This window comes from Jatrophihabitans sp. sgz311053 (assembly GCF_056135305.1).
The window spans coordinates 936,328-959,404 of the sequence record NZ_JBWAXP010000001.1 but is presented as its reverse complement, the minus strand read 5'-3'; the positions used below and the strand labels follow the sequence as shown (position 1 = coordinate 959,404).

Sequence of the window (23,077 nt, the reverse complement as noted above, 5' to 3'; positions counted from 1 at the left end):
TCGGTCCTCCTGTGGGCCGCTCGCTGCGCTCGGGCCCGGCGGAGACCCTCAACCCGCCTCCGGCGGGTGCCGCGTCGCGGCGGCCAGGCTCTTCGCGCGAGCGCTCATCGCGTGGATGGTGACGTCTACTGCACTTCCAGCGTAATGACGCCGGACTACCTTCCCGTGCCTCCGTAGACCACGGCCTCTTCCTCATCGGTGCCGAGTTCGAAGGCGTCGTGGATGGCGCGGACGGCGTTGTCCAGGTCGGTGTCGCGGCACACCACGGAGATGCGGATCTCGGAGGTCGAGATCATCTCCATGTTGATGCCGGCGTCGGCGAGGGCGGTGAAGAAGCGGGCCGAGACGCCGGGGTGCGAGCGCATACCGGCGCCCACCAGCGACAGCTTGCCGATGTGGTCGTCGTAGAGCAGATCGGTGAAGCCGATCTTCTCCTGCACCCGCTTCAGCGCCGTGAGCGCCGTCGGACCGTCGGTCGCCGGCAGCGTGAAGGAGAGGTCCGTCCGGCCGGTGCCGCCGGTCGAGATGTTCTGCACGATCATGTCGATGTTGATCTCCGCCGCGGCGAGCTCGGAGAAGATCGCGGACGCCTGACCGGGCTTGTCGGGCACGTTGACGACCGTGACCTTCACCTCGGAGCGGTCGTGCGCGACGCCGCTGATGATCGCCTGCTCCACGGGGAGGTCCTCCATCGATCCGGTGACGAGAGTGCCTGGCTTGGCTGAATAGGACGAGCGGACGTGCATCGCCAGCCCGTACCGGCGCGCGTACTCGACGCTGCGCAGGTGCAGGATCTTGGCGCCGCACGCGGCGAGCTCGAGCATCTCCTCGAAGGTGACGGTCTCGAGCCGCTTGGCATTGGGGACGATGCGCGGGTCGGCGGTGTAGACGCCGTCCACGTCGGTGTAGATCTCGCAGACGTCGGCCTTGAGGGCGGCGGCGATGGCCACCGCGGTGGTGTCCGAGCCGCCACGGCCGAGCGTCGTGATGTTCATGGTCTCCTTGGAGAAGCCCTGGAAGCCGGCGACGATCGCGATGTTGCCCTCGGCGATCGAGTTCTCGATCCGTCCCGGGGTGACGTCGACGATGCGGGCCTTGCCGTGCACGGAGGTCGTCATGACACCGGCCTGCGAGCCGGTGAAGGATTCGGCCTTGTACCCCAGCGAGTTGATGGCCATGGCCAGCAGCGCCATCGAGATGCGCTCGCCGGCGGTGAGCAGCATGTCGAACTCGCGGCCACCCGGCACCGGGACGATCTGCTCGGCGAGGTCGATGAGCTCGTCGGTGGTGTCGCCCATCGCCGAGACGACGACGGCGACGTCGTGCCCCTCGCGCTTGGTGGCGACGATGCGCTCGGCCACCCGCTTGATGCGCTCGGCGTCGGCGACGGACGAGCCGCCGTACTTCTGTACGACCAACGACACGGCGCAGTCCCATCGGTTCGGTGTGCGGGCAGCATTCAGATTACCGGTCGGACGCTGACGACTTTCCGTGTCGCTCTCAGCGGGGGCTCGTCCGCGATCAGGCCGGCCATCGGGTGGGGCCGGCCCGAATGACGGCCCGTCCGTCACCGTCCCTTGTAGTGTCGTCGCATGCCGGACGACGACGGTGTCGCCGCGGGCGGGACCGCCGCCTCGGGATGGACCTTCCTCAGCAACCACGGGCACGTCCTCGTCTGCATCGCCAAGGACCCGGGGATCCGGGCCCGGGACATCGCGGCGCAGGTCGGAATCACCGAGCGGGCGGCACAGAAGATCGTCGCCGACCTGGTGGCGGGGGGTTACGTCCGTCGCGAACGGGTCGGTCGACGCAACCAGTACACGATCGACGAGCAGCGCTCGGTGCGGCATCCGGTCGAGCAGCCGCACAGCGTCGGCGATCTGCTGCGGGCCGTGACCGGCTCGTCCCGCCGCGCCCGCCAGGCGGACTGAGCCGCCACCTCACGGGTTGCACCGCGGGCACCACTGCGGGTCGGCGGGACCGTCCTGCCGGCCGAGCAGCTGCCGGTGCTCGCAGCGGAGACAGGCGTGGACGTCGGCCAGCGGCTGATCGGTGGCGCTGCCGCAGGCCCCGCACCGCCGTCCCGCCTCCGCACCGATGCGACCGAAGCCCGGCGTCCGGCAGGCCGGACAGGCGGTGGCCAGCCGGCGGGCGAGGCGTTCGGCGAGCTGCACGAGGACGGCCCGGCGGCTGGGGTTGTGGTGGGCCCGCAGATCGGGTTCGACGGCGACGCGACCGTTTGGATCCGTCGTCGCGGCCCGCGCCACCGCGACCGCGAGCCGCTCGAGGGATGAGATGCCCTTGGTGACGACGGCCGGACCGGTAGCGGCTGCAGCGCTGCCGGGACTCGCCGCCTCGACGGCCGATGCCGGGCGCACGATCAGCGCCTGTCCGGGCCACCCGAGCGCCTCGAGGCGCAGCTCGGCGATGTCGTGCACCACCTGCCGCACCCCCGGCACCGCCAGGCCACGGATCCCCTCGACGACCTCGATGTCGCGACCGTCGTCGACGAAGAGCAGCAGCTCTTCGTGGCCGGACCAGCCCAGGCCGGGCAGCGGGCCGTAGCTCGCCTCGCTCGCCAACCCCTTGTCCAGGCCCAGGACGTCCATGGCCAGCCGCGCCTTGGCGCGGGCGGCGTCCGGGGCGGTGAGGCTCCGTGGCCGCTCGCCGCTGAAGGTGCCGAAGCAGTCGGTGTCGAGGTCGGGCGGCACGACGACCTCCGCTCCGAGCCGCGCTGCGAAGGCCGGAGCGATCTGACGCTGCTTGCCGTGGCGCGTGCCGAGCGCGATCCGCTCCCCGCTGTAGAACGCCTCATCATTCGCGTACAACGTCACGTGCATCACACTACATGAATATCTAGACACGTCTTTGAGTTCGTGCTTTGCTGCTGGAGAGGCGCTAAGGAGGCGCCGAGGAGGAGGCGGACGATGTCGCTCACGCACACAGACGAACCCGGTTACGACGGGTTCCTGCTCGACCTGGACAGCCCACCGATGGTCGCCGCGGGAAGCACGATCACCGATCGGGCCCGCCTGGACATCGCCTCGTCGGTGCTGCGCCGCTACGCCATCGCCGCCGGGCCGGCATCGGGAGCGGAGGCAGGTGCCGTCCGCGACCGCTGGCAGCAGCGACTGCGGCTGCGGTGGCCCGACGGGGACGGCTCCTGCGCCTTCTGGCTGCAGCAGGACGAGGCGCGCTGCTTCGACGCCGACGGCGCGCTGGTCCATCCCCTGCCCGTCCACCTCGGCGGCACCGGGACTGCCGATGCGGTCACGGTGGCCGCGCGACGGGCCGGCCTGGACGTGCAGCCCGTCGCTGACCCGCAGACAGTGCTGATCATCGGCGCGTCGACATGACCGTCCTGCTGGTGCTCGTCGTCGCACTGCCGGCGCTGGCCGGGCTGCTCGGCATCGCGTGGCGGCCGGCGGGCGAGGCCGGCCGGTTCGGCGCCGTCGTGACGGCACTGGCCGCGGCCGGCGCCGCCGTCCTGCTGGGCTCGGCCGTCGCCGGCGGTCCGGTCTCGGCGGTCGTGGCGGGGGCGAGCGGCCGGGCGGTCGCCGGTCTGGTCGCCGACAGGCTCACCGCGACCCTGCTCCTGCTCGTCCTGGGGGTGAGCGCGGTCGTCCAGCTGTACGCCGATCGGCTCCTCTCGGGCGATCCGCGCCGCCGGCGGCTGCTGACCCTGCTCGGCCTCACCACCTCTGCGGTGGCCGTGACCGTCGCGGCCGCGACGCTGAGCAGCCTGGTCGTCGGCTGGCTGCTCAGCAGCGCCGGGCTGCTCGCCCTGCTCGCCCACCGCGCCGACCTCCCCGCCGCCCGGCTCGGGCTGCGGCGGACGGCGATGGCGATGGCGATCGGCGACGGTGCGCTCGTCGCCGCAGCCGTGCTGACCCGCGCCACCGTGGGCGAGGTGGATCTGCGCGATGCCGGGGCCGGCTACGCCGCCCTCGCCGCGCACCGGATCCACCTCGGCGGCGCCGAGATCGCGATGAGCACCGTCGTCGCCTGCCTGCTGGTGGTGGCGGCCGCGGGTCGCTCCGCCCTGCTCCCGCTGCCCCGCTGGCTGCCCGCGACCCTCACCGCGCCGACGCCGGTGTCGGCGTTCCTGCACGCGGGCCTCGTCAACGGTGGCGGCATCCTGCTCGTCCGCACCGGCGCGATCTTCGGGTCGAGCTCCGCCGCCACGCTGCTGGCCTTCGCCGCCGGCACGGCGACGGTGGCGGTCGGGACGGCCGCCATGCTCACCCGTCCCGACGTCAAGGGCGCCCTCGCCCACTCGACGACGGCGCAGATGGGCTACATGGTCATGGCCTGCGCGATGGGCGCCCCGGCGGCGGCCATGGTCCACCTCGTCGGCCACAGCCTCTACAAGGCCACGCTTTTCCTCGGCGCCGACTCGGTCGTCCACACCGGCAAGTGGCGGCAGCGGGTGCCGGGCGTCGAGGCGGGCGCCGGACTGCCGCGCCCGGTCCGGGCACTGGCCGCACTCGCCGTCCCGGCCGTCGGGCTGGGCGTCGCCTTCGCGACCTTCGCCGGTGCTGCCCTCGACCACCCCGGCGCCGTCGTCCTCGTCGCCTTCGCCGGGGTCACCACCGCCAGAGCCGCGTGGGGCTGGCTGGCCGCGACCCCTGCCCGCGCCGCCGCCGGGCTGCTCGCCCTCACCGGCGCCGCCGTCGCCTACGCCGGGCTGCTCGCCGCCGCCACGCAGCTGCTCGCGCCGGTGGTGCGGGACGCGGCGCATCCGATCGCCGCGCCGGCAGCCGTCGCCGTCCTGGTGCTGATCCTCGCCGTCGCCGTGGCGCTGTCGGGATCCGCGACAGGCCCCGACTGGCTCGGCCGGCTCCGTGCCCGGGCATGGGTCCGTGCCCTGGACTCCGGTCACGTTCCGGTCGCCGCCCCGCCCCGACGCGGGACGTGGCCGGCCGGCCCCGTCACCGCTCACCCCGCGACGTCCGTCTCGCGCCCGACCGTTGGAGCCCACTGATGACCAGCCACACCACCACGGAGCACCCCGCCATGGACCGCACCCCCACCGCCGGCCCCGTCGGCAGCCGGCGCCGGTCCGCGCCCCCGTCGGCGGCCGAGCGTGCCACCATCCGCGCCCAGGTGGCGTCGGCGGCCCGGGTGGTAGCGACCACCTGGCCGCTGTCGACCTTCGTGGCGGTGAATCCCCTCGGCGGGCTGCAGGACCACCCCTTCGACGAGGCGGTGCGGCTGGCCGGCGGGCTCTACGGCACGACCGGACACCGCTCGTTGACCTGGTTCCGTGCCGAGCACGCCCGGGGACGCGTCCGGGACGCCGACCTCGACGCCGCGCTCCGGCGGCGGCTGCCCGACCTCGACGCGGTCGGCGACCTCCGGCTGGACGAGCGCACCGTCGGAGCCGTCGACGTCCTGCGCGCCGATCTGCTCCACGGTGTGGAGTCCGGCGCACCGGACATCCCGCCCCGGGGGGCTGGTGAGTGGTGCGACGCGGTGCTGGGCACCACCGTCGCGGCGGCGACCGACGACCAGGTGAGCAAGTGGCTCACCGCCTTCTGTGGCGCCGGTGCCGCCGCCTGGTCGATGCCGGGGGGCAGTGACGGCCTGTGGTCGGCGTGGCGACGCCTGGTGCGGCACGACCCCGCGCTCCGGCGGCTGCGGGTGGGGCGTGCGCGGCTGCGGGCCCTCCCCGACCGCGCCGAGGACGCGCTCATCGCGGCGCTGTCGGCGCTCCGCGTGCCCGAGGAGGCGCGGCGGGCCGAGTTCCGCGGCCAGCTGGTGCGCACGCCCGGCTGGGCGGCCCACATCCGCTGGCGCGCCGAGCACCCCGATCAGGTGGCGCTGCCGGCCGACCTCGTCGACCTGCTCGCCATCCGCCTGACCTACGAGCTGCTGCTCGTCGAACGCGCGGTCACCGACCTCGCCGGCGGGATGACCGCGTTGCGGGCCGAGGTGGCACGGCGCACGGCCACCCCGCGGCCCACGGCCGACCCGAGCCTGCGGGTGGACGCGGTGCTCCGTGCCCTCGACGCACCTGGCAGCGCCGCCGCGGCGGTGGCCGGCGTGCTCACGCGACTGCCGGAGAACCAGCGCGGCTTCGTCTGGCTCGACGCCTACGAGTGGCACGAGCGCGACACGCTGCTCGCCACGCTCGACCGGCCGGCGCCGCCACCGGTGCGCGCTGGCGCGCTGGCGCAGGCGGCCTTCTGCATCGACGCCCGCTCCGAGGGGCTGCGCCGGCACCTCGAAGGCCGGGGCCCGTTCGAGACCTTCGGCTTCCCCGGCTTCTTCCACTTCGCCGCGCGCTATCGCGCCTTCGACAGTCCGCTCGTGGATCGGCTCTGCCCCGTCCCGCTGACACCGTCCCGGACCGCCGAGGAGCGGCCGACGGCGGACGCCGCGGCGTCGGTGGCGGCGGCACGTGCCGGCCGGCGCGACGCCGTGGCGGCACAGCAGTCCTTCCACGCCGCCAAGGACGACCTCGCCGCACCCTTCGCCCTCGCCGAGGCCGCCGGATGGGTCGCAGGTCCGCTGGCCCTGGCCAAGACCGTCGCGCCGCGGAGCTTCACCGGCCTGCGCGGTCGACTCTCCGATCGGCTACGTCCCACCGCGACGGAGGTGGTCGTCGATGCCGCGGGTGCCGGTCGCGACACCGAGGAGCAGGTCGACTGGGCCGAGTTCGCACTGCGGTCGATGGGCCTGCTGGACGGCTTCGCCCCGCTCGTCGTCCTCTGCGGGCACGGCAGCCGGACGGAGAACAACGCCTTCGAGGCGGCCCTGGACTGCGGCGCCTGCGGCGGACAGCACGGTGGCCCCAACGCCCGCGCCGCCTGCGCAGTGCTGAACCGCTCCGACGTCCGAGCCGGGCTCGCGCGCCGCGGCATCGTGATCGGCGACGACACCCTCTTCCTCGCTGCGGAGCACGACACCGCCACCGATGTCGTGACCGTGCTGGACCGCCACGCCGTCTCGGAGCGGCATCGCGAGGCCCTGGCCCGGCTGGAGGCGGCCTTCGCCGACGCCGGCCAGGCGCTCGCCACCGAGCGGGCCGGACTGCTGCCCGGCGGCGACCACCCGCACCGGCGCGCCCGCGACTGGGCGCAGGTCCGTCCGGAGTGGGGACTGGCCCGCCACACCGCCTTCGTCATCGGACCGTCGTCGCTGGTGCGCGGTCTCGATCTGGGCACCCGCACCTTCCTGCACAGCTACGACTCCGCCGCCGACCCGGACGCCCGGGTGCTCGAGACGATCCTCACCGCGCCCGGGCTGGTCGTGCAGTGGATCAACGCGCAGTACTACTTCTCCACGGTCGCCCCGGACGTCCTCGGTGCCGGGGACAAGACGCTGCACAACGTCGTCGCCGACATCGGGGTGCTGCAGGGTCAGAGCGGGGATCTGCGACTCGGCCTGCCCTGGCAGTCGGTGGCGGTCGGCGAGCAGCTGCACCACGAACCCGTCCGTGCCCTCTACGTCATCGAGGCGCCGCTCGCGCGGGTCGACGAGGTCATCGGGCGCAACCCCGTGCTGCAGCAGTGGTTCCACGGCCAGTGGCTCGGGCTCGTGGTGCGCGAGGGACCCGGACGCCCGTGGCAGCGGCGGACCCCTGAGGGGGGCTGGGAGCCCTGGCAGCCGGCCGTCACGACCGCCACCCCATCCATCACCGCACGAGGCCAGGAGGCCACCGTATGAACCGCGACCACCTCACCCGGATGACCAAGCTCGAGGTCGTCGTCCGAGGCTCGGACACGAACGTCGTCACCGCGCTGCTCACGGCATCCGGGGCGACCGGTTACACCAACGTCAGCGGGGTCTCCGGCTTCGGCCATCACGGTCACCGCGAGGGACGGTTCCTCTTCAACGAGACCGACGGCCTCGCCCTCGTCCTCACCGTGCTGCCGGACGACGCCGCCGACGCCGTCGTCGCGGGGCTGCGGGAGCTCTTCGAGGACCATCCCGGCGTCTTCTTCGTCTCCGACGTCTGGGTCAGCCGGGCGGCCTACTTCACCCGGGTCGAGGCCGGCTGAAGCTCGGGGCGCGCGCGGCGTTCGCGATCGGTTCCTCCTCGTCGAGCGGGGAAGGCGTTCCGAATCCGGCCGGCAGCGGCTCTCGAGAGGCGGTCCGGCCCGAACCGTTCCATGATCCATCTCGTGCCGACCACCCTTGTCGTCGAGCCGCAGCCGGCCGGCGAGCGCCGTGCTCTCGTCGCGCCGCTCGTCCGGTTGGCGTGGCGGCTGGGGCCGGTGGAGGTGCTGGCGACGCCAAGCGCGAACCTGCGTGACGCCGAGCGCACCGCGGCGGCTGTCGCCGACTTCTGCCGTGGCCATCCCGATGTCGAGCACGTCCTCGTCTGCCACGGCAGCGAGATCGGCGCCGAGTGGGCACGTGCCGCCCGCCGCCGGTACGCGACGCTGCCGCATCGACCCCGCACCGTCCTGCTGCTGGCCGACGGTCTCCCCCGGGACACCCGGCCGCTGCTGGCCGCGCGACTCACCGGCACCGCTCACCGGATCGTGGCCGTGGTCCCGGCGCAGGCACCGACCACCGCGCCGCCCTGGGTCGTCACGGCGCCACGGGTGCTGACCGGCGACACCGACGCGGGGCCCGCCGGGGATGTCTTCGGCGCGAGGGTCATCGGCGTCCCGCCGTACAGCACCAACCCCCTCGCGCCCGCCCGCAGTCTCGGCACCCGTGTGGTCGGGCGGGCGAGACGCGAGATCGCGCGACGACGGCTCCGACCGCGCCCGGGACCGGAGCTGGTGCGGCTCGGGACCGCGTACGGCGGCTGGTGGGTGCCGCGGTCGGTGCTGGCGGCGGGGACAATCGCCTACTGCGCAGGAGCGGGTGAGGACATCTCCTTCGACCTCGCGCTGTTCCGCGCCGGCTGCACGGTACGCACGCTGGACCCCACGCCCCGCGCGATCGACCACGTCACCAGGCACGCACCGGACGACCCCCGCTTCCAGTTCCTGCCCATCGGTCTCTGGGACGAATCAGACCGGCTGCGGTTCTACCGGCCCGCCGGCGACGGCGTCTCGCATTCGGCGGTGAACATCGCCGGGACGGCGGAGTACTTCCTGGCCGACGTGCAGCCGCTGGCCGAGATCGTCGCCGCCTGTGGAGATCCCCGCGTCGACCTGCTCAAGATCGACATCGAGGGAGCCGAGTACCGCGTCATCGAGTCGTTGCTGCGCGACGGACCGCTGCCGCGCGTCCTCTGCGTGGAGTTCGACCAACCGGCCCCGATCCGGAAGATCGTCGCGGCCCGCCGCTCCCTCGCCGCGGCCGGGTACGCGTTGGTCCGGATGGAGGGGTGGAACCTCACCTTCGTCCGCTGACCGCCCCGCCTCGCCCTTCACGCCTCGCCCTTCACGCCTCGCCCTTCACGCCTCGCCCCGTCACGCCCCGCCCCGTCACGCCTCGCCCCGTCACGCCCCGTCACGCCTCGCCCCGTCACGCCCCGCCCCGTCACGTCGAGCCCGAGTGGTCACGGATTCGCGACCACTCGGCCGAACTATCGACCACTCGACGGGACGGGCGGAGCGGGACCGAAAAGAAGGCAGGGGCGGAGCGGGACCGAAGAGAAGGACGGGTGGGGTCGTGAGCGCTCGTGACTCAGCCCAGCACCGCCGCGGCGAAGGTCTCCCCGGTGGGCAGCGCGAGCCGCTCCGTCCCCGGCGCATGCCGCGCGGCACCGGAGAGCACACTGCGGATACCGGCGGCGAGCGCCTCGACGGTCGGGTCGACGGCGACGCCGTCGCCGAGGGCGGCGAGCTCCTTGGCGCGGGTCTTGGACCCGGCCGTGACCACTGGGACGCCGGCCGCCATGGCCTTGCCCTGGATCCCGCTCGGCCCCTCCAGGGTCATGACGAGTGCCACCACGTCGGCCGCGGCGAGATGCTTGTCGAGCCGCTCGTTGGACAGGAACCCGGCGTCCACGTGCACCCGGCGACGCCGCTCGGCGGGGAGTCCGTCGAGCCAGTCCCGGATGTCCTCGGCGACGGGGCCGGCGCAGACCAGATCCACCTGCTCGCCCGCCGCCTCGGCCGCCGCCAGGCAGAGCTGCGGGTTCTTCCGGGCGTTCACCCCGCCGTAGATCCCGACGAGCCGGCGGTCGGCCGGCAGGCCGAGCTCGGTGCGCAGCGCGGCTCGGTCCCGCGAATGCGCGAGGCACACCGCAGGGTCACGGGCCCGCTTGACCAGCCAGCCGACGGTGGCGTCGTCCCGCGCGGCGAAGCCGGCGGCGCGGTGGATCGTGCCGGTGAGACGGGAGAGCAGCAGCAGCGCTGCCTTGGCCAGCCGCACCTTCCAGTAACCGAGATCGCCCGGCTCGCGCAGCTCGAGACGAGCCGGGTAGCGGGTGAGGAAGAAGATCACCTTGACCCGACCCGGCAACGAGCGCAGCGGTGCCCGCGCCACCCGCCACCACTGCTTCAGCGCGATGTCGCCGTCCATGATCACCAGCCGGGTTGCGCCGGTGCGACGCGCCGCCGCCACGATCTCGGCGACGAAGACGGCGGTGGCCGGTTCAGGCTCGGTGAAGGCCTCGGCCACGCTGACATCCAGGTCACCGACGTACTCGGCGAACTCCGTCCGCTGCCGCGCGCCCACCGCGGTGAGCAGCGTGACCGGACCGTCGCGCAGCGCGCGCGACGCGACATTGGCCGCGGCCTGGAAGCGGTGGCCGGCGGGGTTGGGCTCGACGACGACGGTCCGCATCAGCCGGTCAGCTCCCGGATCAGGCTGCGCTGCGCGGCGAGCGCACCGTCCCGGCGGGCGGCGAAGCGGCGGGCCGCCTCGGCACGACGTCCGGCGCGATCGATGTCGGCCAAGGTCATGATCGACTTCGCAGCTTCGGCGCCGAAGTCGGCATCGGTGTCGATCAGGGCGTCGGCTGCCACGAGATCGCCGAGACATCCGACGTCGTAGGCGATGGACGGCACTCCGAGCCGGGCCGCCTCCAGGACCACCAGCGGCTCGGCCTCGTTCTTCCACCGGCTCGGCAGCAGGAAGACGTCGCAGCGGCGGTAGAGGTCGTCCACCCGATCCGGGGGCACGGGGCCGACGTACTCCACGGCGTCGCCGAACTCGCTCTGCGCGGCGTCGAGCAGTCGCTGCGCCGCGTCGTGACGGACCGGACCGCCGAGGACGAGACGCGCGTCGGTACCGGCGGCACGGACCGCCCGTAGCGTGTCGACGATCTCGGCGAAGCCCTTGTCCAGGTGCAGGTTGCCCAGGTGCCCGAGCACCACCCCCGCCCGATCGTCGTCGTCGGAGATCTCGGGCGGCGGGAAGAGTCCGGCGTTCGAGCAGACCAGGACCTCTCCCACCGCGGGGTAGCGGGCACGCAGGTCGCGCTCCATCCGCTCGGCGAGTACTACGTGCAGCGACTGCGGCCCGGCCACGGTGGTGATGAGCCGCATGACCCGGGCCGGATCGTTCAGATAGGCGTAGGAGTGATGGTGGAAGACCACCCGGCTGCCGGCGAGGCGCGCGGCGGCGATCACCGCCAGCGAGTACCAGAGGCCGAGACCGCCGGCGCCGGTGACGTAGACGGCTCGGGGTCGCCGCAGCAGCAGCGTCACCGCGGCGCGCAGGTGCAACCCGATCCGCAGCGCGTGGTGCCGCCAGCCGATGCCCGAGGCCGTCCCACTGGTGTCGATCACCGTGGGCTCCGCACCCGCGGCGCGCAGCTCGGCCACCACCAGCGCCGTCACCCGCGCCGCGCCGTGGATCGGCGGCGGCACCGGCCCGACGACGACCACCCCGTGCCTCACCGGCGGTGGTCCCCGGCGGCGAGGCGACGTTCGGCCTCGGCGGTGAGGTTCTCGGCCCACTGCCGCGGGCTGAAGCGGGACGCGAGCGCCCGGCTCCCCTGCGACATCGCGACCAGCCGCTCGTCCGGCAGCGCGCTGACCCGCCCCAATCCGTCGGCGAGCGACCGGACGCTGCCGGTGGCGACGGTCCAGCCGTTGAAGGCGTCCTGCAGCAGGTAGGGGGTGGCCCCGACGCCGTCGGAGCAGAGCAGCACCTGCCCCGACAGTGCGGCCTCGTGCACGACGACGCCGAAGAAGTCGATGAAGGACGGCAGCACCAGGCAGGTCGTCCGGTGCATCAGATCGGAGAGCTCGGCGGGGCTGACGAAGCCGTGCATCGTCACGCCGGGCAGGCTGCGCAGCTGATCGTCGAGCTCGCCGATCCCGACGACGTCGAGCGGCCACGGCTCGCGTCCGGCTGCGGTCTCGGTGCGGTGGTAACGGTCGTAGGCCTCGGCGAGGACGGCAACGCCCTTGTAGGTCATGAGCCGGCCGGTGAAGAGGAACCGCTTGGCCGAGACCAGCTCGGCCGGGTCGCGCGGACCGCGGTCGTAGACCTCCACGTCGGCGGTGTTGGCGCCCCGGATCACCTGCTCGGCGGTGAAGCCCAGCCGCCGCGCGAACCACTCGGAGCGGTCGCCGGGGACCAGGACCGCGTCGTAGTAGGGGTCGATGTAGACCTTGTGGGTGGCCCGCCCCAGCCACTGCCGGGCGCGGCTCTCCCACACGTTGGTGGACACCAGGATGCGCAGCGCCCTGCCCTGCACCCGCTTCATGATCGCCTTGTAGGCGGGCTGGGTCCAGGACACCATGACGACGACGTCCGGGGCGAAGTCGTCGATCGCCTGCTCCAGCACGGCCTGGTCCGGCTCGCCGTCCCAGGTGATCGTCCGGCCGTAGGAGGTGAAGGACGCGGTGTCGAAGGCGTAGTTCTTCTCGCCGGACGGGAAGACGTTGAGGATCTCCTGGCCGTGCGCCTTCAGCGCGCGCAGGCAGGCGTCGTTGTAGCCGGTCATGCCCGTCTGCAGGAAGGCGAAGCGCATGGCGGGATCCGTTCGTCGAGCCGGCAGGACGAAACCTACCGGCTCGGCGTCAGGCCTGCGCGGCGAAAGCCTCCTCGATGATCTGCAACCCTTCGTCGAGCAGCTCGTCGCCGATGACCAGCGGCGGCAGGAAGCGCAGCACGTTGCCGAAGCTGCCGGCGGTGAGCACGATGGCTCCGTTGCGGTGACAGTGCGCCGTCACCGCCGCCGTCAGCGCCGGGTTCGGTTCGCGGCTGCCGGGCTCGACGAGCTCGAGGGCGAGCATCGCGCCTCGGCCCCGGACTTCCCCGATGGCCGGGTACTTCGCCGCCAGCGCCGCCAGCCGCGGGCGCATGACCGCCTCGATGTGACGGGCCCTGCCGCAGAGGTCGTCGGCCTGCATGCTCTCGATCGCCGCCAGCGCGGCGGCACAGGCGACCGGGTTCCCGCCGTAGGTGCCGCCGAGGCCGCCGGCGTGGACGGCGTCCATCAGCTCGGCCCGTCCGGTGAGGGCCGCGAGCGGCAACCCTCCCGCGATGCCCTTGGCCGTGGTGATGAGGTCCGGGACCACGCCCTCGGCCTCGCAGGCGAACCAGTCGCCGGTGCGGCAGAAGCCGGTCTGGATCTCGTCGGCGATGAGCAGGATGCCGTGGCCCGCGCACCATTCGGCCACCCGGGCGAGGAAACCCGGAGCCGGGACGACGAAGCCGCCCTCACCCTGGATGGGCTCGACGATGACGGCGGCGGTGTTCTCCTCGCCCACCTGGGTGTGCAGCAGTGAGACGAACTGCTCGAACGCCTCGTCGGCGCAGTTCTCCGGGCCGGTGGGCCACCGGTAGGGGTAGGCCATCGGCACCCGGTAGATCTCGCCGGCGAACGGCCCGAAGCGGTGCTTGTAGGGCATGTTCTTGGCCGTCAGCGACATCGTGAGGTTGGTCCGGCCGTGGTAGGCGTGGTCGAAAGCGACCACGGCGGGACGGCCGGTGGCCGAGCGGGCGACCTTGATCGCGTTCTCGACCGCCTCGGCGCCGGAGTTGAAGAGCGCCGACCGCTTCTCGTGGTCGCCCGGCGTCAGCTCGTTGAGCCGCTCCGCCACCGCCACGTACTCCTCGTACGGCGTGACCATGAAGCAGGTGTGGGTGAAGTCGCCGACCTGGTCGCGCACCGCCTCGACCACGCGCGGGTTGCTGTTGCCCACCGAGGTGACCGCGATACCGGAGCCGAGGTCGATGAGCTGGTTGCCGTCGACGTCCACCACGATGCCGCCACCGGCTCGCTCGACGTAGACCGGCAGCGTCGTGCCGACGCCGGACGACACCGCCGCCTGCTTGCGCGCCTGCAGCTGCTTCGAGCGCGGTCCCGGGATCTCCGTGACGATCGCGCGCTTCTGCTCAATATCCTGATTCGACATCTCTCACCCTACGACGGCCATGACGTCGCCCTCCTGGACGACGTCACCCTGCCGGACCTTGATCTCACGGACGACGCCGTCCTCCTCGGTCAGCACGGGGATCTCCATCTTCATGGATTCGATGAGAAGGATCGTGTCGCCGGCCGAGACGGGATCGCCGACCTCGACCGAGACAGAGAGGACCGAGCCGACCAGCTCGGCGACGATGGGGTGGGTCATGTGCTGAGCCTAGGACTCAGCGGCGGATCTGATAATCCCCACTCCGCGGCTGAACACCCGATCGCCCGGCGGGCCCGCAGACGCGCGCTCCGCCTCACCCGATCGCGTGCATCACGTGCTTGATACGGGTGTAGTCCTCGAGTCCGTACATCGACAGATCCTTGCCGTAGCCGGAGTGCTTGAAGCCGCCGTGCGGCATCTCGGCGACCAGCGGGATGTGGCAGTTGACCCAGACGCAGCCGAAGTCGAGGCGACGGCTCATCCGCATCGCGGTGCCGTGGTCCTTGGTCCACACCGAGGAGGCCAGGGCGTAGTCGACGCCGTTGGCCGAGCGGACCGCGTCGTCCTCGTCGGTGAAGGTCTGCAGCGTGATGACGGGGCCGAAGATCTCGGTCTGGCTCAGCTCGTCCTGCTGCGTCAGCCCGCCGATCACCGTGGGCGCCCAGAAGTAGCCGCGCTCGCCGACGCGCTCGCCGCCGGCCAGCAGCTCGGCGCTGTCGGGCAGCCGTCCCACCATGCTCGCCACACGGTCGAACTGCGACTGGTTGTTCAGCGGGCCGTAGAGGACGTCGGCGTCCGTCGGCGCGCCGGTCTTGGTGTTGCGAGCCTGCTCGGCGAGCAGGGCGGCGAACTCGTCGGCCACCCGCTCGTGGACGAGCACGCGGGTCGCCGCCGTGCAGTCCTGCCCGGCGTTGAAGTACCCGGCGATCGCGATGTTCTCGGCCGCGTCGGCGAGGTCGGCGTCGTCGAAGACGACGACCGGCGCCTTGCCGCCCAGCTCGAGGTGGACGCGCTTGAGGTCCTCGGCGGCTCCCTTGGCCACCTCGAAGCCAGCGCGGACGGACCCGGTGATCGACACCAGGCCGGGCGTCTTGTGCGCGACCAGGGCGCGGCCGGTGTCGCGGTCGCCGCAGACGACGTTGAAGACGCCGGCGGGAAGGAACTCCGCGCCGATCTCGGCCATCATCGAGGTCGTCACCGGCGTGGTGTCCGAGGGCTTGAGGACGACGCAGTTTCCGGCGGCCAGGGCCGGCGCGAACTTCCAGACCGCCATCATCAATGGGTAGTTCCACGGCGTCACCTGGCCGACGACGCCGATCGGCTCGCGGCGCACGTAGCTGGTGAAGCCGGTCATGTACTCCCCGGCGCTGCGACCCTCGAGCACGCGCGCGGCGCCGGCGAAGAAGCGCAGCTGGTCGACGGCCGGCGGGATCTCCTCGCTGCGCATCAGCTCGACCGGCTTGCCGGTGTTCTGGCACTCGGCGGCGATGAGGTCCTCGGCGCGATCCTCCAGCGCCGAGGCGAACTTCAGCAACGCCTGCTGCCGCTCGCTCGGGGTGGTGTCCCGCCAGCTCTCGGCAGCCTTGGTCGCCGCGGCGTACGCGGCGTCCACGTCGACCTGCGTCGAGAGCGGCGCCGAGCCGAAGACCTCGCCGGTCGTGGGATCGATCAGGTCGGTGGTGCCACCGTCCCGGGCGTCGGTGAGGCTGCCGTCGATGAAGTTCTGCACCTTGCGCTTGTCGGCCACATCGCCACGCTAGCCGTGCCGGCAGCTGCACTCAACAACTGATTTCGTTCTATGCGTGGTCGCCGGCGACGGAATCCGCGCAGGATCGCGCCACGGCTCATAACCGCCGCAGTCACCAGCGCGGGGGTCAGCATTGCCGGTCCGGTGAAACCGGCGACGATCAGCACGAACAGACCCGCGAGGGCGGAGGCGCGCCGGGCGCCGCCGCGCAGCGACATCACCCCCGCCGCCGCGCAGCCGAGGTAGACCGCTATGAAGCACGCGGTCGGCACCGTGATGAGGTCCTCGGCGCTCCACCACCCCACCGCGACCCCGCTGAGGACGACAATCCCCACGGCTGCCACGCCGAGCGGCAGGAGACGCCCCGCGGCGGGGGCGACGGCGGACACCGTCGCCGCTGCGCCGGCCAGGTACGCATTGACCGCGGCCAGTGTGAGGGCGACAGCCGCCACTGCGGCCACCACGGTCGCGCCCTCCCCGAGAGCGACGGTGAGCAGATCGGCAATCGGCGTATGACTCGCGGCGGCTGGCCCGAGCACGCCGACCGTCGTCACGGCCAGCGCCAGGTAGAGCACCGCGGTGACGGCGAAGGAGATCCCGATGACCCGCGGCAGCCGGCGTTGCCGGTCCGCCAGTCGCCCGACGAGCGGAGCGATGGCCTCCCAGCCGACGAAGGACATCATCAGCAGCGCCGCGGCTCGGCCGACCGCCAGCCAGCCGTGAGGAGCGAACGGCTCCCATCCCGACGCATCGGCGGCGGGAGCCGCCCCGAGCACTGCGATCACGATCACGGCGACGAGGACGGCGACCAGCGCGAGCTGCGCCGTGGCCGAGACGCGGGCACCTGCCACCGTCAGCGTGACGACCACGAGCAACATCAGCAAGGCAGCGGCCACCGTCGCCACCCGGCCGCCTCCCACCGTTTCGGCCAGGTAGCCGCCACCGACGAGGCAGACGACCGGTGCGCCGAGGATGGCGCCGGCCACGAAGCACCCCGCCGCCACCCGCCCCCAGCGCGCGCCGAAGGCGTGTGCGACGTAGCCGGCGACGCCACCACGGTCCGGCAACCGGGTGCCCAACGCACTGAACATCCAGGCGAGCAGACCGGAGAGGCCGAGCAGCCCCAGCCACGCCAGGACGGACGCCGGACCGGCGGCTTCCACCGCGACTCCGGGGACGATGAGCACGCCGGGGCCGAGCAGGGCCCCGACGTAGAGCACCACTGCGCGAGTCGTGCCGAGTTGCGTCGCCATGGTCGCAACGATGACCCAAGGCGTGCGGCATGCGCTGCCGAAGATTGCGTCGCGCCAGGCGTTCCAAGCAATAATCTGCGGTGCATCAAGTTCTAGACTGCATTCTGTGCCGCCAACCTTTGACCGGATCGATCGCGCCATCCTGGAACGCCTGCAACTGGACGGACGTATCCCCAACGTCGAGCTGGCCGAGGCGGTCAAGCTCTCGCCCTCGGCGTGCCTGCGCCGGACGAAGGCACTGGAGGAGGCCGGGGTCATCGCCGGCTATCGCGCCGAGTTGGACCGTCAGCGCCTCGGCCTGGGTCTCACGGTCTTCATGTCACTGCGCGTCGAGCAGCACTCACGGGCGACGTCGCACCGGATCGAGGAGGCGCTTCTGGCAATCCCCGCCGTGGTGGCGTGCCATGCCGTCTCCGGCGAAGCGGACTTCCTCCTGGAGGCGGCAGTCCCCGACCTGGCGTCCTACGAGAGCCTGCTGCTGGACCACGTCTTGGCGATCGGGCCGGTGACGACCGCATTGAGCACCTTCGCGATCCGCACCGTCCGCAGCCGCGGTCCGCTGCCGGTGGAGAGCCTGCGCTGAGACGCGCTGCCCCGGCCAATCCGGCACGTGCACGGGCAGCGTCAGCGCTACCGGACGGGCGCAGTCACGGCCGTCACGCTCACCCACGGCAGCAAGATCAGCACGCCCAACAGTTGCAGGTGCAGCTCGCAGTGCAACGGTCACCCGGCCGGCACGTTGCGAGCGTGCGCGCCGCCGAGCTCGTTCGCCTCGCGTCTGACCTACACGTGGCCCGGCGGTTCGAAGAGCGTCACCTTCCCCTCGCGAACGAAGTCGACCTGCTCGAGCGCACCGTCACTCTCGCCGACGGAATCCGTGTCACAGCGAAGTGGCAGTTCCGCACCAGCAAGGGGTGGACCGCTCCGGTCGCGGCCGCCGGCACCTTCGTCGTTGACTTCCCCGCCGCCCCGCCGATCGCCGCGGCGATCTCCTACGACTGCCGCGCCGCATCGTTCACCGCCGTCCTCGGACGCCAGGTCAACGGCACCATCACCCCGGCACGCAACGCCAGCAAGCACAAGATGGTCATGACCGTCACCGGCGCCGTCAGCGGACGGTTCATCGTCGGCCCCGGCGCCACTGCCACCGCACACACCTGGCCGCTCGTCTGCGGCAAGCACGCGCGAATCACCATCCAGGGCGGCGTTCAGCGAACAGCCGGCAGCTGGAACTACGGCCAGCCCGCCACGATCACCGATCCCTGATCTTCGTGTCGAACACCAACCCCAGTCCCTCGAGGAAGGACCTGGCCCCATGAAGCGGCCGTCACTGAGCAACATCCGAGACCTCTCCGTCATCGCCCTGTGCGTAGCGTTCATCTGGGACGAACTCATGCCAATCCGCACACCACACATCCGCACACCACCCATCAGCGCCGCGCCGGAACAGCAGGCCGAGCATCAGTACCGCACGGCCCTACCCGCGGTAACTTCTACGTCCAGCGCTGAAAGCAATGCTCTGCCTGTCCATATCGGTGCCGCAGCCGCGTGACCCGGAAGAATCCCGGCCGGCGGCGGTCAGCGTTGCGGGTGCGCTGCAGCAGGCGGTGCTCGCGCATGACCCGCTGCACCCGCTTGCGGCTCACCGCCTCGCCCAAGTCGCGACTGGCTGGCGCGGCAACCATGCGGGTGCAGTCAGTCGGATTCGCCTTCGCCACCTCGACGATCGACTTGTCACCCGGTCGGCCACGGCGGGGACCGGGACCAGCACCGGCAGGTCGCCGGCTGATCGGCCGGTAGACCGACTGGCGAGACACCTACAGCACGCGCGTCACGACCACGGGCCGGTGGCCCTTGGCGATCAGGGCGCGGGACCGGGCGACGCGCTCGTTCACTCCCAGCTCCGCAATGCTTCCCCAACGCCAGGTCGAGCTCGTAGGTCTTGCGACCCAGCGCCCGTTCTAGCTGGGCGATCTTCTTCCTGGCCTCGACCAGCTCAGCCGTCTCGGGCGGTGTCTAGTCCCGCGGCGTGGCCAACTACGGCCTCCTCCAGACTCGTCACCTCGAATATGATCCGCTTCCACATTGCCGAGCGGCCAGCGCACACGCTCGCGGCGGTGTCCCATCGCGCGGCTGATTTGTCGCCCATCTTTGGCCAAAGCTCCATCGAATGATGGCAAGCCGCCACATTCTTTTCTAGACACATTGGTGCAATTCTTTACGAGTCGGACGACCTTGAGCCCCGCCTATCGGGCAGTCTTCGCCTGCTCAGGTTTGCCACCTCGTACTGTTTTATTAGCGATTGAACAATACCGTCCAAGGTGTAGACGATTGCCGCTTTTCCTTGCCTCATGGCGCCTTGCCACGCCTCCACTACAAGCTCTTCGAGCGGCAAATCGTGGAACTCGACAATCGAGTTGTCTTGCCTTAAACGGTAGGAGAACTCGCGTAGCGGGGATTTCATTCCGGTCACGTATCGCACCAGAGGGTGCAAGTCCGACATCCACTCAATGTGATCGAACTCTCTGAGTCTGCTTTCAGTCAGGTAACCGTCCGTCAGTCCTTTTCGCATCCTTCGCGCCACGGCCTCGGGACGCCGACGATCCTCTAAAGTCTTTCTTCTCTCCACGGTGCGACGTTCCACCATTGGGAACAATTCGCGATCAAGAAGCGCAAGCAATTTCTTCATGGACCCTAATAAATCAGAATAGCTGCGCAACTGATTGACTAGGTTCAGCCCTTCGAAGATTTCACCTACATCGACCCCTTCGTCTAGGACCAGCGGAATTACCTTCCCGTCCGGCCGCAATGCGCGAAACGTCGCAATCTCTCTTGTAATCCATGGCACGGATGCTTTCGAGTTTATTGATATGACAAGTAGGAGATTTTCGGACTCGCGCAGGGCGCTCTCAATTTCTTCGATAAAGTTATCACCGGCTTGCAATCGGGAGTCTGCCCATACGTCGACATGGTGCGCCTCTAGTAGCGCCAATAAGAAGCCGACGAAGTGGTTGTCTTGGGAAGAGTGCGATAAAAATACCTGCGGCATAGAATGGTCCCCTTCGGTGTTGGTTGCATGCGGTCGAAGTCACGTTCAGCCGCCCGCGACTACCAACTGTTGTCCAAGTGTGGATCAGCGTCGCTCCTATGACCAGGGGCGACGTCGTTAAACGTCGGCTGCAGGTCTATGCCGCTGCGACGTCATCGGCCCCACTTCGTCAACCGGTCGCCGGGCAGCCAGTCCCTCCGCGTCAGGTGTGAGGCAGTTCTGAGACCACCAATTGACACCCGTTGCGGCCGGGTCGCGAAACTTCAACCCGACAGTGGATGGTTGTGACCGATCACCGGTCGGTAGACAAGTCACTCGTGAGCCGCTGCATGTGAGCTGTCCGCCCCGCGTTGTCGTAGTTACCACGCGTGTCGGATTCGATTGAAGCCGCGGTTGGCGGCACGCTAGGGCAGTGATACCCGCTTTCACCTCGCCGGCCGGCTGGCCGACCGCCTCAGCGACTCTGTGCTCTTTTGACGCGTGCATGTCAGGTGTCGGTCGATGACGGGGCCGAAAAAGGTTCCTTGGCCACGGGACCCCCACACCGCGGCCAAGCACGCCATCTACAAGAAATACCTCACCGAGTGGTGGCCGATCATGGTCCGCGGCTGGAGCGGAAACGTCACCTACGCCGAGGGGTTCGCCGGCCCCGGCGTCTACGACAAAGGCGAGGCCGGCTCACCCGTCCTCGCGTTCCGTGCGCTGATTCAGGACGAGACACTGCGCACGAAAGTGAACCCGGCCCGGCTGCTGTTCGTCGACGGCGACAAGCGTTGCACCGATCTGCTGCAACGCCGCCTCGTCGAGGCCATCCCCAGCGCCGAGCCCAATGTCGTGCACCGGAGTCTCGATCGTTGGAAAGAGGAACGCGTCCGCGTGAGGGTTCGAAAAGGCAAGTGCGAGCCAACCCTGGAACAGCTGCTCACCGAGGAGCAGGCCTGGGGGCATCCAATCCTTGCGGTGCTGGACACCTGGGGCGGCGGAGTGTCGGCCTCGCTGATCAAACGCATCGCCGACAACCCCGGCAGCGAAGTCATCGTGACCGTGCAGCCGCAGTACTTCTCCCGCTTTGCCGAGGTCGACAACATCGACAACGGCGACCGCGTGTTCGGTTCCACAACATGGCGTGACGTCGCCAAACAGCCGTCGGCACGCAAGACGTCGTGGCTGCGGGACCGCTACCGACAGACCATCGAAGAGTGCGGTTTTCAATACGTCCTCGATTTCGAACTTATCGACAACCGCGGTCAGGCCCTCTACCTCGTATTCGGAACCAGCCATCCCCGGGGAGTGACGGTGATGAAGAACGCGATGTGGGGTGTCGACCCCGTCAATGGCACCGGCTACCGCGACCCTCGTGACCCCAACCAGGAAACGCTGTTCATCCAGGAGGACCCCCAGATTGGCCCGCTACGCCGCCTGCTGCTGGCACATCTGCGCGAGCAGCCGGACCACCGAGCGACCGTGTACGCGCTGCGCCAGTTCGCCTTGTTGCACACCGTCTACAAAGAGGCCCAGGCCAGCGCCGCCGTCAATAAAATGGTCGAAACTGGCGAACTGGCCCGCCACGACAACCAGACCGGGCACGTTCGTATCAGCGCCGTCGTCGGATTGCCAAGCTAGGCGACCGGCCAACTAGGCGACCACGCCAGCAGAAGCCGCACCCGGCGACGACGGCGGCCGCCGCTTCACGTCCTGCGCCGCTGACACCGATGCTGATACTGCTGCCGGCGCATGCCGCACAGGCATGCCGTCATAGGTGCGGCCGTCAAGCTCCCGCCCGCCGGCCTTCGGAGTCCGCCCACCCCACTGTTTGAAGAAGAACGGCACACCTGCCCGATCGCAGTTGTCCCGTACACCGCGGGCCCAGCCAACGTCCATCGGGCGGTGCCCAACACCGGATTCTCCGCCCACGATCACCCAGTCCAAGCCGCTGACCTCAAGACCGTCCAGCGGGCCGAGCAGCGGTTCGCAGGACAAGAACCGCACCGCTGCCGGCACCTGGCGCAGGTTCTCGACCCGGCCAACGACCTCCATCGATTCCACCGACACCCCGACCCACAGATTGGACGGGAAGTCCAGGGATGGTGCGAGCTTGCGCAACCGCGCAGCCCGCTTGGTCAGAAGCTGGTACGTGTGTTGCGGAGTGTCGGCCATAACCGCGAAAACCTCGCGGATAAACGCGACCGGAACCCGGGCGTGAAACAGGTCGCTCATCGAGTTCACGAACACCAGGCGGGGCTGATGCCACTGGTACGGGACCTGCAGCGCCCCCGGATGGGTCGTCACCCCGAACCCCGGTCCACTCGTGCGCGGATCGCCGTCGATCTGGTACTTCGCAGCACCCATCGCTTTGAGCCGCTTGGCCAGCGTCAGCGCGTAGCAGTGATCACAACCGTCACTGACCCGGTCGCATCCCGTCGTCGGGTTCCAGGTCGCCTCGGTCCACTCAATCGCGCTTCCATCTGCCATTACCAGGCCGTCCGTTCTTGATCGGTGCCCGCCGGTGCGCGGTCCGCCACCACATCACGAAGTATTACGAGTCTCCCTCCGGCCGCCGCTCACTGGTGGGAGCCTTGCTGGTCACCTTGTTCGGCGCCCGGTCCAGCAGCTCCGGGCCACTACCCAGCCCTCAGGAGCAACGACACCACCTGACCGCACGCAGAGGCGCAGATCCTTCCGCACGCCACACGAGCATCATCGAATACACGTTCTAGTCCTAGGTGATGGACTAGGGCCCGTGTCGTGTCTCGGGACATCGCTGGCACGGGATGTCTCAGGACATCGCTGACAGCAGAGC

At 70.6% G+C, this 23,077-nt stretch carries 20 protein-coding genes; 9 read left to right on the top strand and 11 right to left on the bottom strand.

Annotation, left to right across the window (positions count from 1 at the left end; genetic code table 11):
* Positions 1–155: 155 nt before the first annotated feature.
* Complete coding sequence (locus AC0NZQ_RS04265; protein WP_474528397.1) at positions 156–1,424, bottom strand: aspartate kinase; 1,269 nt, start codon at positions 1,422–1,424, stop codon at positions 156–158.
* Between the two features lie 168 nt (positions 1,425–1,592).
* Here AC0NZQ_RS04265 and AC0NZQ_RS04260 point away from each other — a divergent pair, with 168 nt between their 5' ends.
* Entirely contained in the window at positions 1,593–1,931 is a 339-nt protein-coding gene (locus AC0NZQ_RS04260) for a helix-turn-helix transcriptional regulator (RefSeq protein WP_474528396.1), read from the top strand.
* A gap of 9 nt (positions 1,932–1,940) precedes the next feature.
* On the opposite strand, the gene AC0NZQ_RS04255 is transcribed toward AC0NZQ_RS04260, so the two are convergent.
* Positions 1,941–2,834, bottom strand: coding sequence for a DUF6671 family protein (locus AC0NZQ_RS04255; RefSeq protein WP_474528394.1), 894 nt, complete (start codon positions 2,832–2,834; stop codon positions 1,941–1,943).
* Between the two features lie 93 nt (positions 2,835–2,927).
* Here AC0NZQ_RS04255 and AC0NZQ_RS04250 point away from each other — a divergent pair, with 93 nt between their 5' ends.
* The 5 genes from AC0NZQ_RS04250 to AC0NZQ_RS04230 all read left to right on the top strand — a co-directional run bounded on the left by AC0NZQ_RS04250 (position 2,928) and on the right by AC0NZQ_RS04230 (position 9,317).
* Positions 2,928–3,356, top strand: a complete 429-nt coding sequence (locus AC0NZQ_RS04250) for a hypothetical protein (protein WP_474528393.1) — start codon at positions 2,928–2,930, stop codon at positions 3,354–3,356.
* Positions 3,353–4,984, top strand: coding sequence for a proton-conducting transporter transmembrane domain-containing protein (locus AC0NZQ_RS04245; protein ID WP_474528392.1), 1,632 nt, complete (start codon positions 3,353–3,355; stop codon positions 4,982–4,984). The genes AC0NZQ_RS04250 and AC0NZQ_RS04245 overlap by 4 nt, the downstream gene beginning before the upstream one ends.
* Positions 4,984–7,671, top strand: coding sequence for a DUF2309 domain-containing protein (locus tag AC0NZQ_RS04240; protein WP_474528391.1), 2,688 nt, complete (start codon positions 4,984–4,986; stop codon positions 7,669–7,671). Before AC0NZQ_RS04245 ends, AC0NZQ_RS04240 begins: the two co-directional genes overlap by 1 nt.
* A complete protein-coding gene (locus AC0NZQ_RS04235) occupies positions 7,668–8,006 on the top strand; it encodes a P-II family nitrogen regulator (RefSeq protein ID WP_474528390.1) in 339 nt (112 codons plus the stop codon). Before AC0NZQ_RS04240 ends, AC0NZQ_RS04235 begins: the two co-directional genes overlap by 4 nt.
* A gap of 123 nt (positions 8,007–8,129) precedes the next feature.
* A complete protein-coding gene (locus tag AC0NZQ_RS04230; protein WP_474528389.1) occupies positions 8,130–9,317 on the top strand; it encodes an FkbM family methyltransferase in 1,188 nt (395 codons plus the stop codon).
* A 277-nt stretch (positions 9,318–9,594) separates the two neighbouring features.
* Here the strand turns inward: AC0NZQ_RS04230 and AC0NZQ_RS04225 are convergent, their stop codons facing one another.
* The 7 genes from AC0NZQ_RS04225 to AC0NZQ_RS04195 all read right to left on the bottom strand — a co-directional run bounded on the left by AC0NZQ_RS04225 (position 9,595) and on the right by AC0NZQ_RS04195 (position 17,228).
* Complete coding sequence (locus AC0NZQ_RS04225; RefSeq protein WP_474528388.1) at positions 9,595–10,698, bottom strand: glycosyltransferase; 1,104 nt, start codon at positions 10,696–10,698, stop codon at positions 9,595–9,597.
* Positions 10,698–11,756: a glycosyltransferase family 4 protein gene (locus tag AC0NZQ_RS04220; protein WP_474528387.1), complete on the bottom strand. Its 1,059-nt coding sequence runs from the start codon at positions 11,754–11,756 to the stop codon at positions 10,698–10,700. The genes AC0NZQ_RS04225 and AC0NZQ_RS04220 overlap by 1 nt, the downstream gene beginning before the upstream one ends.
* Positions 11,753–12,838, bottom strand: coding sequence for a glycosyltransferase family 4 protein (locus tag AC0NZQ_RS04215; RefSeq protein WP_474528386.1), 1,086 nt, complete (start codon positions 12,836–12,838; stop codon positions 11,753–11,755). Before AC0NZQ_RS04215 ends, AC0NZQ_RS04220 begins: the two co-directional genes overlap by 4 nt.
* A gap of 49 nt (positions 12,839–12,887) precedes the next feature.
* Positions 12,888–14,228, bottom strand: coding sequence for a 4-aminobutyrate--2-oxoglutarate transaminase (gabT, locus tag AC0NZQ_RS04210; RefSeq protein WP_474528385.1), 1,341 nt, complete (start codon positions 14,226–14,228; stop codon positions 12,888–12,890).
* 3 nt (positions 14,229–14,231) lie between these two features.
* Complete coding sequence (locus AC0NZQ_RS04205; RefSeq protein ID WP_474528384.1) at positions 14,232–14,447, bottom strand: biotin/lipoyl-binding carrier protein; 216 nt, start codon at positions 14,445–14,447, stop codon at positions 14,232–14,234.
* 94 nt (positions 14,448–14,541) lie between these two features.
* On the bottom strand, positions 14,542–15,975 hold the full coding sequence (locus AC0NZQ_RS04200; protein ID WP_474528383.1) for a gamma-aminobutyraldehyde dehydrogenase: 1,434 nt from the start codon (positions 15,973–15,975) through the stop codon (positions 14,542–14,544).
* Positions 15,897–17,228: an APC family permease gene (locus AC0NZQ_RS04195; protein ID WP_474528382.1), complete on the bottom strand. Its 1,332-nt coding sequence runs from the start codon at positions 17,226–17,228 to the stop codon at positions 15,897–15,899. Before AC0NZQ_RS04195 ends, AC0NZQ_RS04200 begins: the two co-directional genes overlap by 79 nt.
* Positions 17,229–17,334: 106 nt before the next feature.
* Between AC0NZQ_RS04195 and AC0NZQ_RS04190 the strand changes: the two genes are divergently transcribed.
* Entirely contained in the window at positions 17,335–17,811 is a 477-nt protein-coding gene (locus tag AC0NZQ_RS04190; protein ID WP_474528381.1) for an Lrp/AsnC family transcriptional regulator, read from the top strand.
* 164 nt (positions 17,812–17,975) lie between these two features.
* Entirely contained in the window at positions 17,976–18,494 is a 519-nt protein-coding gene (locus AC0NZQ_RS04185; RefSeq protein WP_474528380.1) for a hypothetical protein, read from the top strand.
* A 952-nt stretch (positions 18,495–19,446) separates the two neighbouring features.
* On the opposite strand, the gene AC0NZQ_RS04180 is transcribed toward AC0NZQ_RS04185, so the two are convergent.
* Positions 19,447–20,277, bottom strand: a complete 831-nt coding sequence (locus AC0NZQ_RS04180; RefSeq protein WP_474528379.1) for a toll/interleukin-1 receptor domain-containing protein — start codon at positions 20,275–20,277, stop codon at positions 19,447–19,449.
* Positions 20,278–20,778: 501 nt separating this feature from the next.
* On the opposite strand from AC0NZQ_RS04180, the gene AC0NZQ_RS04175 reads away from it, so the two are divergent.
* Positions 20,779–21,900, top strand: a complete 1,122-nt coding sequence (locus tag AC0NZQ_RS04175; RefSeq protein ID WP_474528377.1) for a three-Cys-motif partner protein TcmP — start codon at positions 20,779–20,781, stop codon at positions 21,898–21,900.
* A gap of 12 nt (positions 21,901–21,912) precedes the next feature.
* Here AC0NZQ_RS04175 and AC0NZQ_RS04170 read toward each other — a convergent pair whose 3' ends face one another.
* Positions 21,913–22,749 (bottom strand): DUF5131 family protein, encoded by an 837-nt coding sequence (locus AC0NZQ_RS04170; protein WP_474528376.1) that lies wholly within the window; start codon positions 22,747–22,749, stop codon positions 21,913–21,915.
* Positions 22,750–23,077: the final 328 nt, after the last annotated feature.

Coding starts and splice junctions, on each gene's coding strand:
- AC0NZQ_RS04225 (WP_474528388.1), bottom strand. CDS start 10,698: ATGCGGACCGTCGTCGTCGAGCCCAACCCCGCCGGCCACCGCTTCCAG.
- AC0NZQ_RS04170 (WP_474528376.1), bottom strand. CDS start 22,749: ATGGCAGATGGAAGCGCGATTGAGTGGACCGAGGCGACCTGGAACCCG.
- AC0NZQ_RS04245 (WP_474528392.1), top strand. CDS start 3,353: ATGACCGTCCTGCTGGTGCTCGTCGTCGCACTGCCGGCGCTGGCCGGG.
- gabT (WP_474528385.1), bottom strand. CDS start 14,228: ATGTCGAATCAGGATATTGAGCAGAAGCGCGCGATCGTCACGGAGATC.
- AC0NZQ_RS04250 (WP_474528393.1), top strand. CDS start 2,928: ATGTCGCTCACGCACACAGACGAACCCGGTTACGACGGGTTCCTGCTC.
- AC0NZQ_RS04240 (WP_474528391.1), top strand. CDS start 4,984: ATGACCAGCCACACCACCACGGAGCACCCCGCCATGGACCGCACCCCC.
- AC0NZQ_RS04195 (WP_474528382.1), bottom strand. CDS start 17,228: ATGGCGACGCAACTCGGCACGACTCGCGCAGTGGTGCTCTACGTCGGG.
- AC0NZQ_RS04215 (WP_474528386.1), bottom strand. CDS start 12,838: ATGCGCTTCGCCTTCCTGCAGACGGGCATGACCGGCTACAACGACGCC.
- AC0NZQ_RS04260 (WP_474528396.1), top strand. CDS start 1,593: ATGCCGGACGACGACGGTGTCGCCGCGGGCGGGACCGCCGCCTCGGGA.
- AC0NZQ_RS04180 (WP_474528379.1), bottom strand. CDS start 20,277: ATGCCGCAGGTATTTTTATCGCACTCTTCCCAAGACAACCACTTCGTC.
- AC0NZQ_RS04235 (WP_474528390.1), top strand. CDS start 7,668: ATGAACCGCGACCACCTCACCCGGATGACCAAGCTCGAGGTCGTCGTC.
- AC0NZQ_RS04175 (WP_474528377.1), top strand. CDS start 20,779: ATGACGGGGCCGAAAAAGGTTCCTTGGCCACGGGACCCCCACACCGCG.
- AC0NZQ_RS04205 (WP_474528384.1), bottom strand. CDS start 14,447: ATGACCCACCCCATCGTCGCCGAGCTGGTCGGCTCGGTCCTCTCTGTC.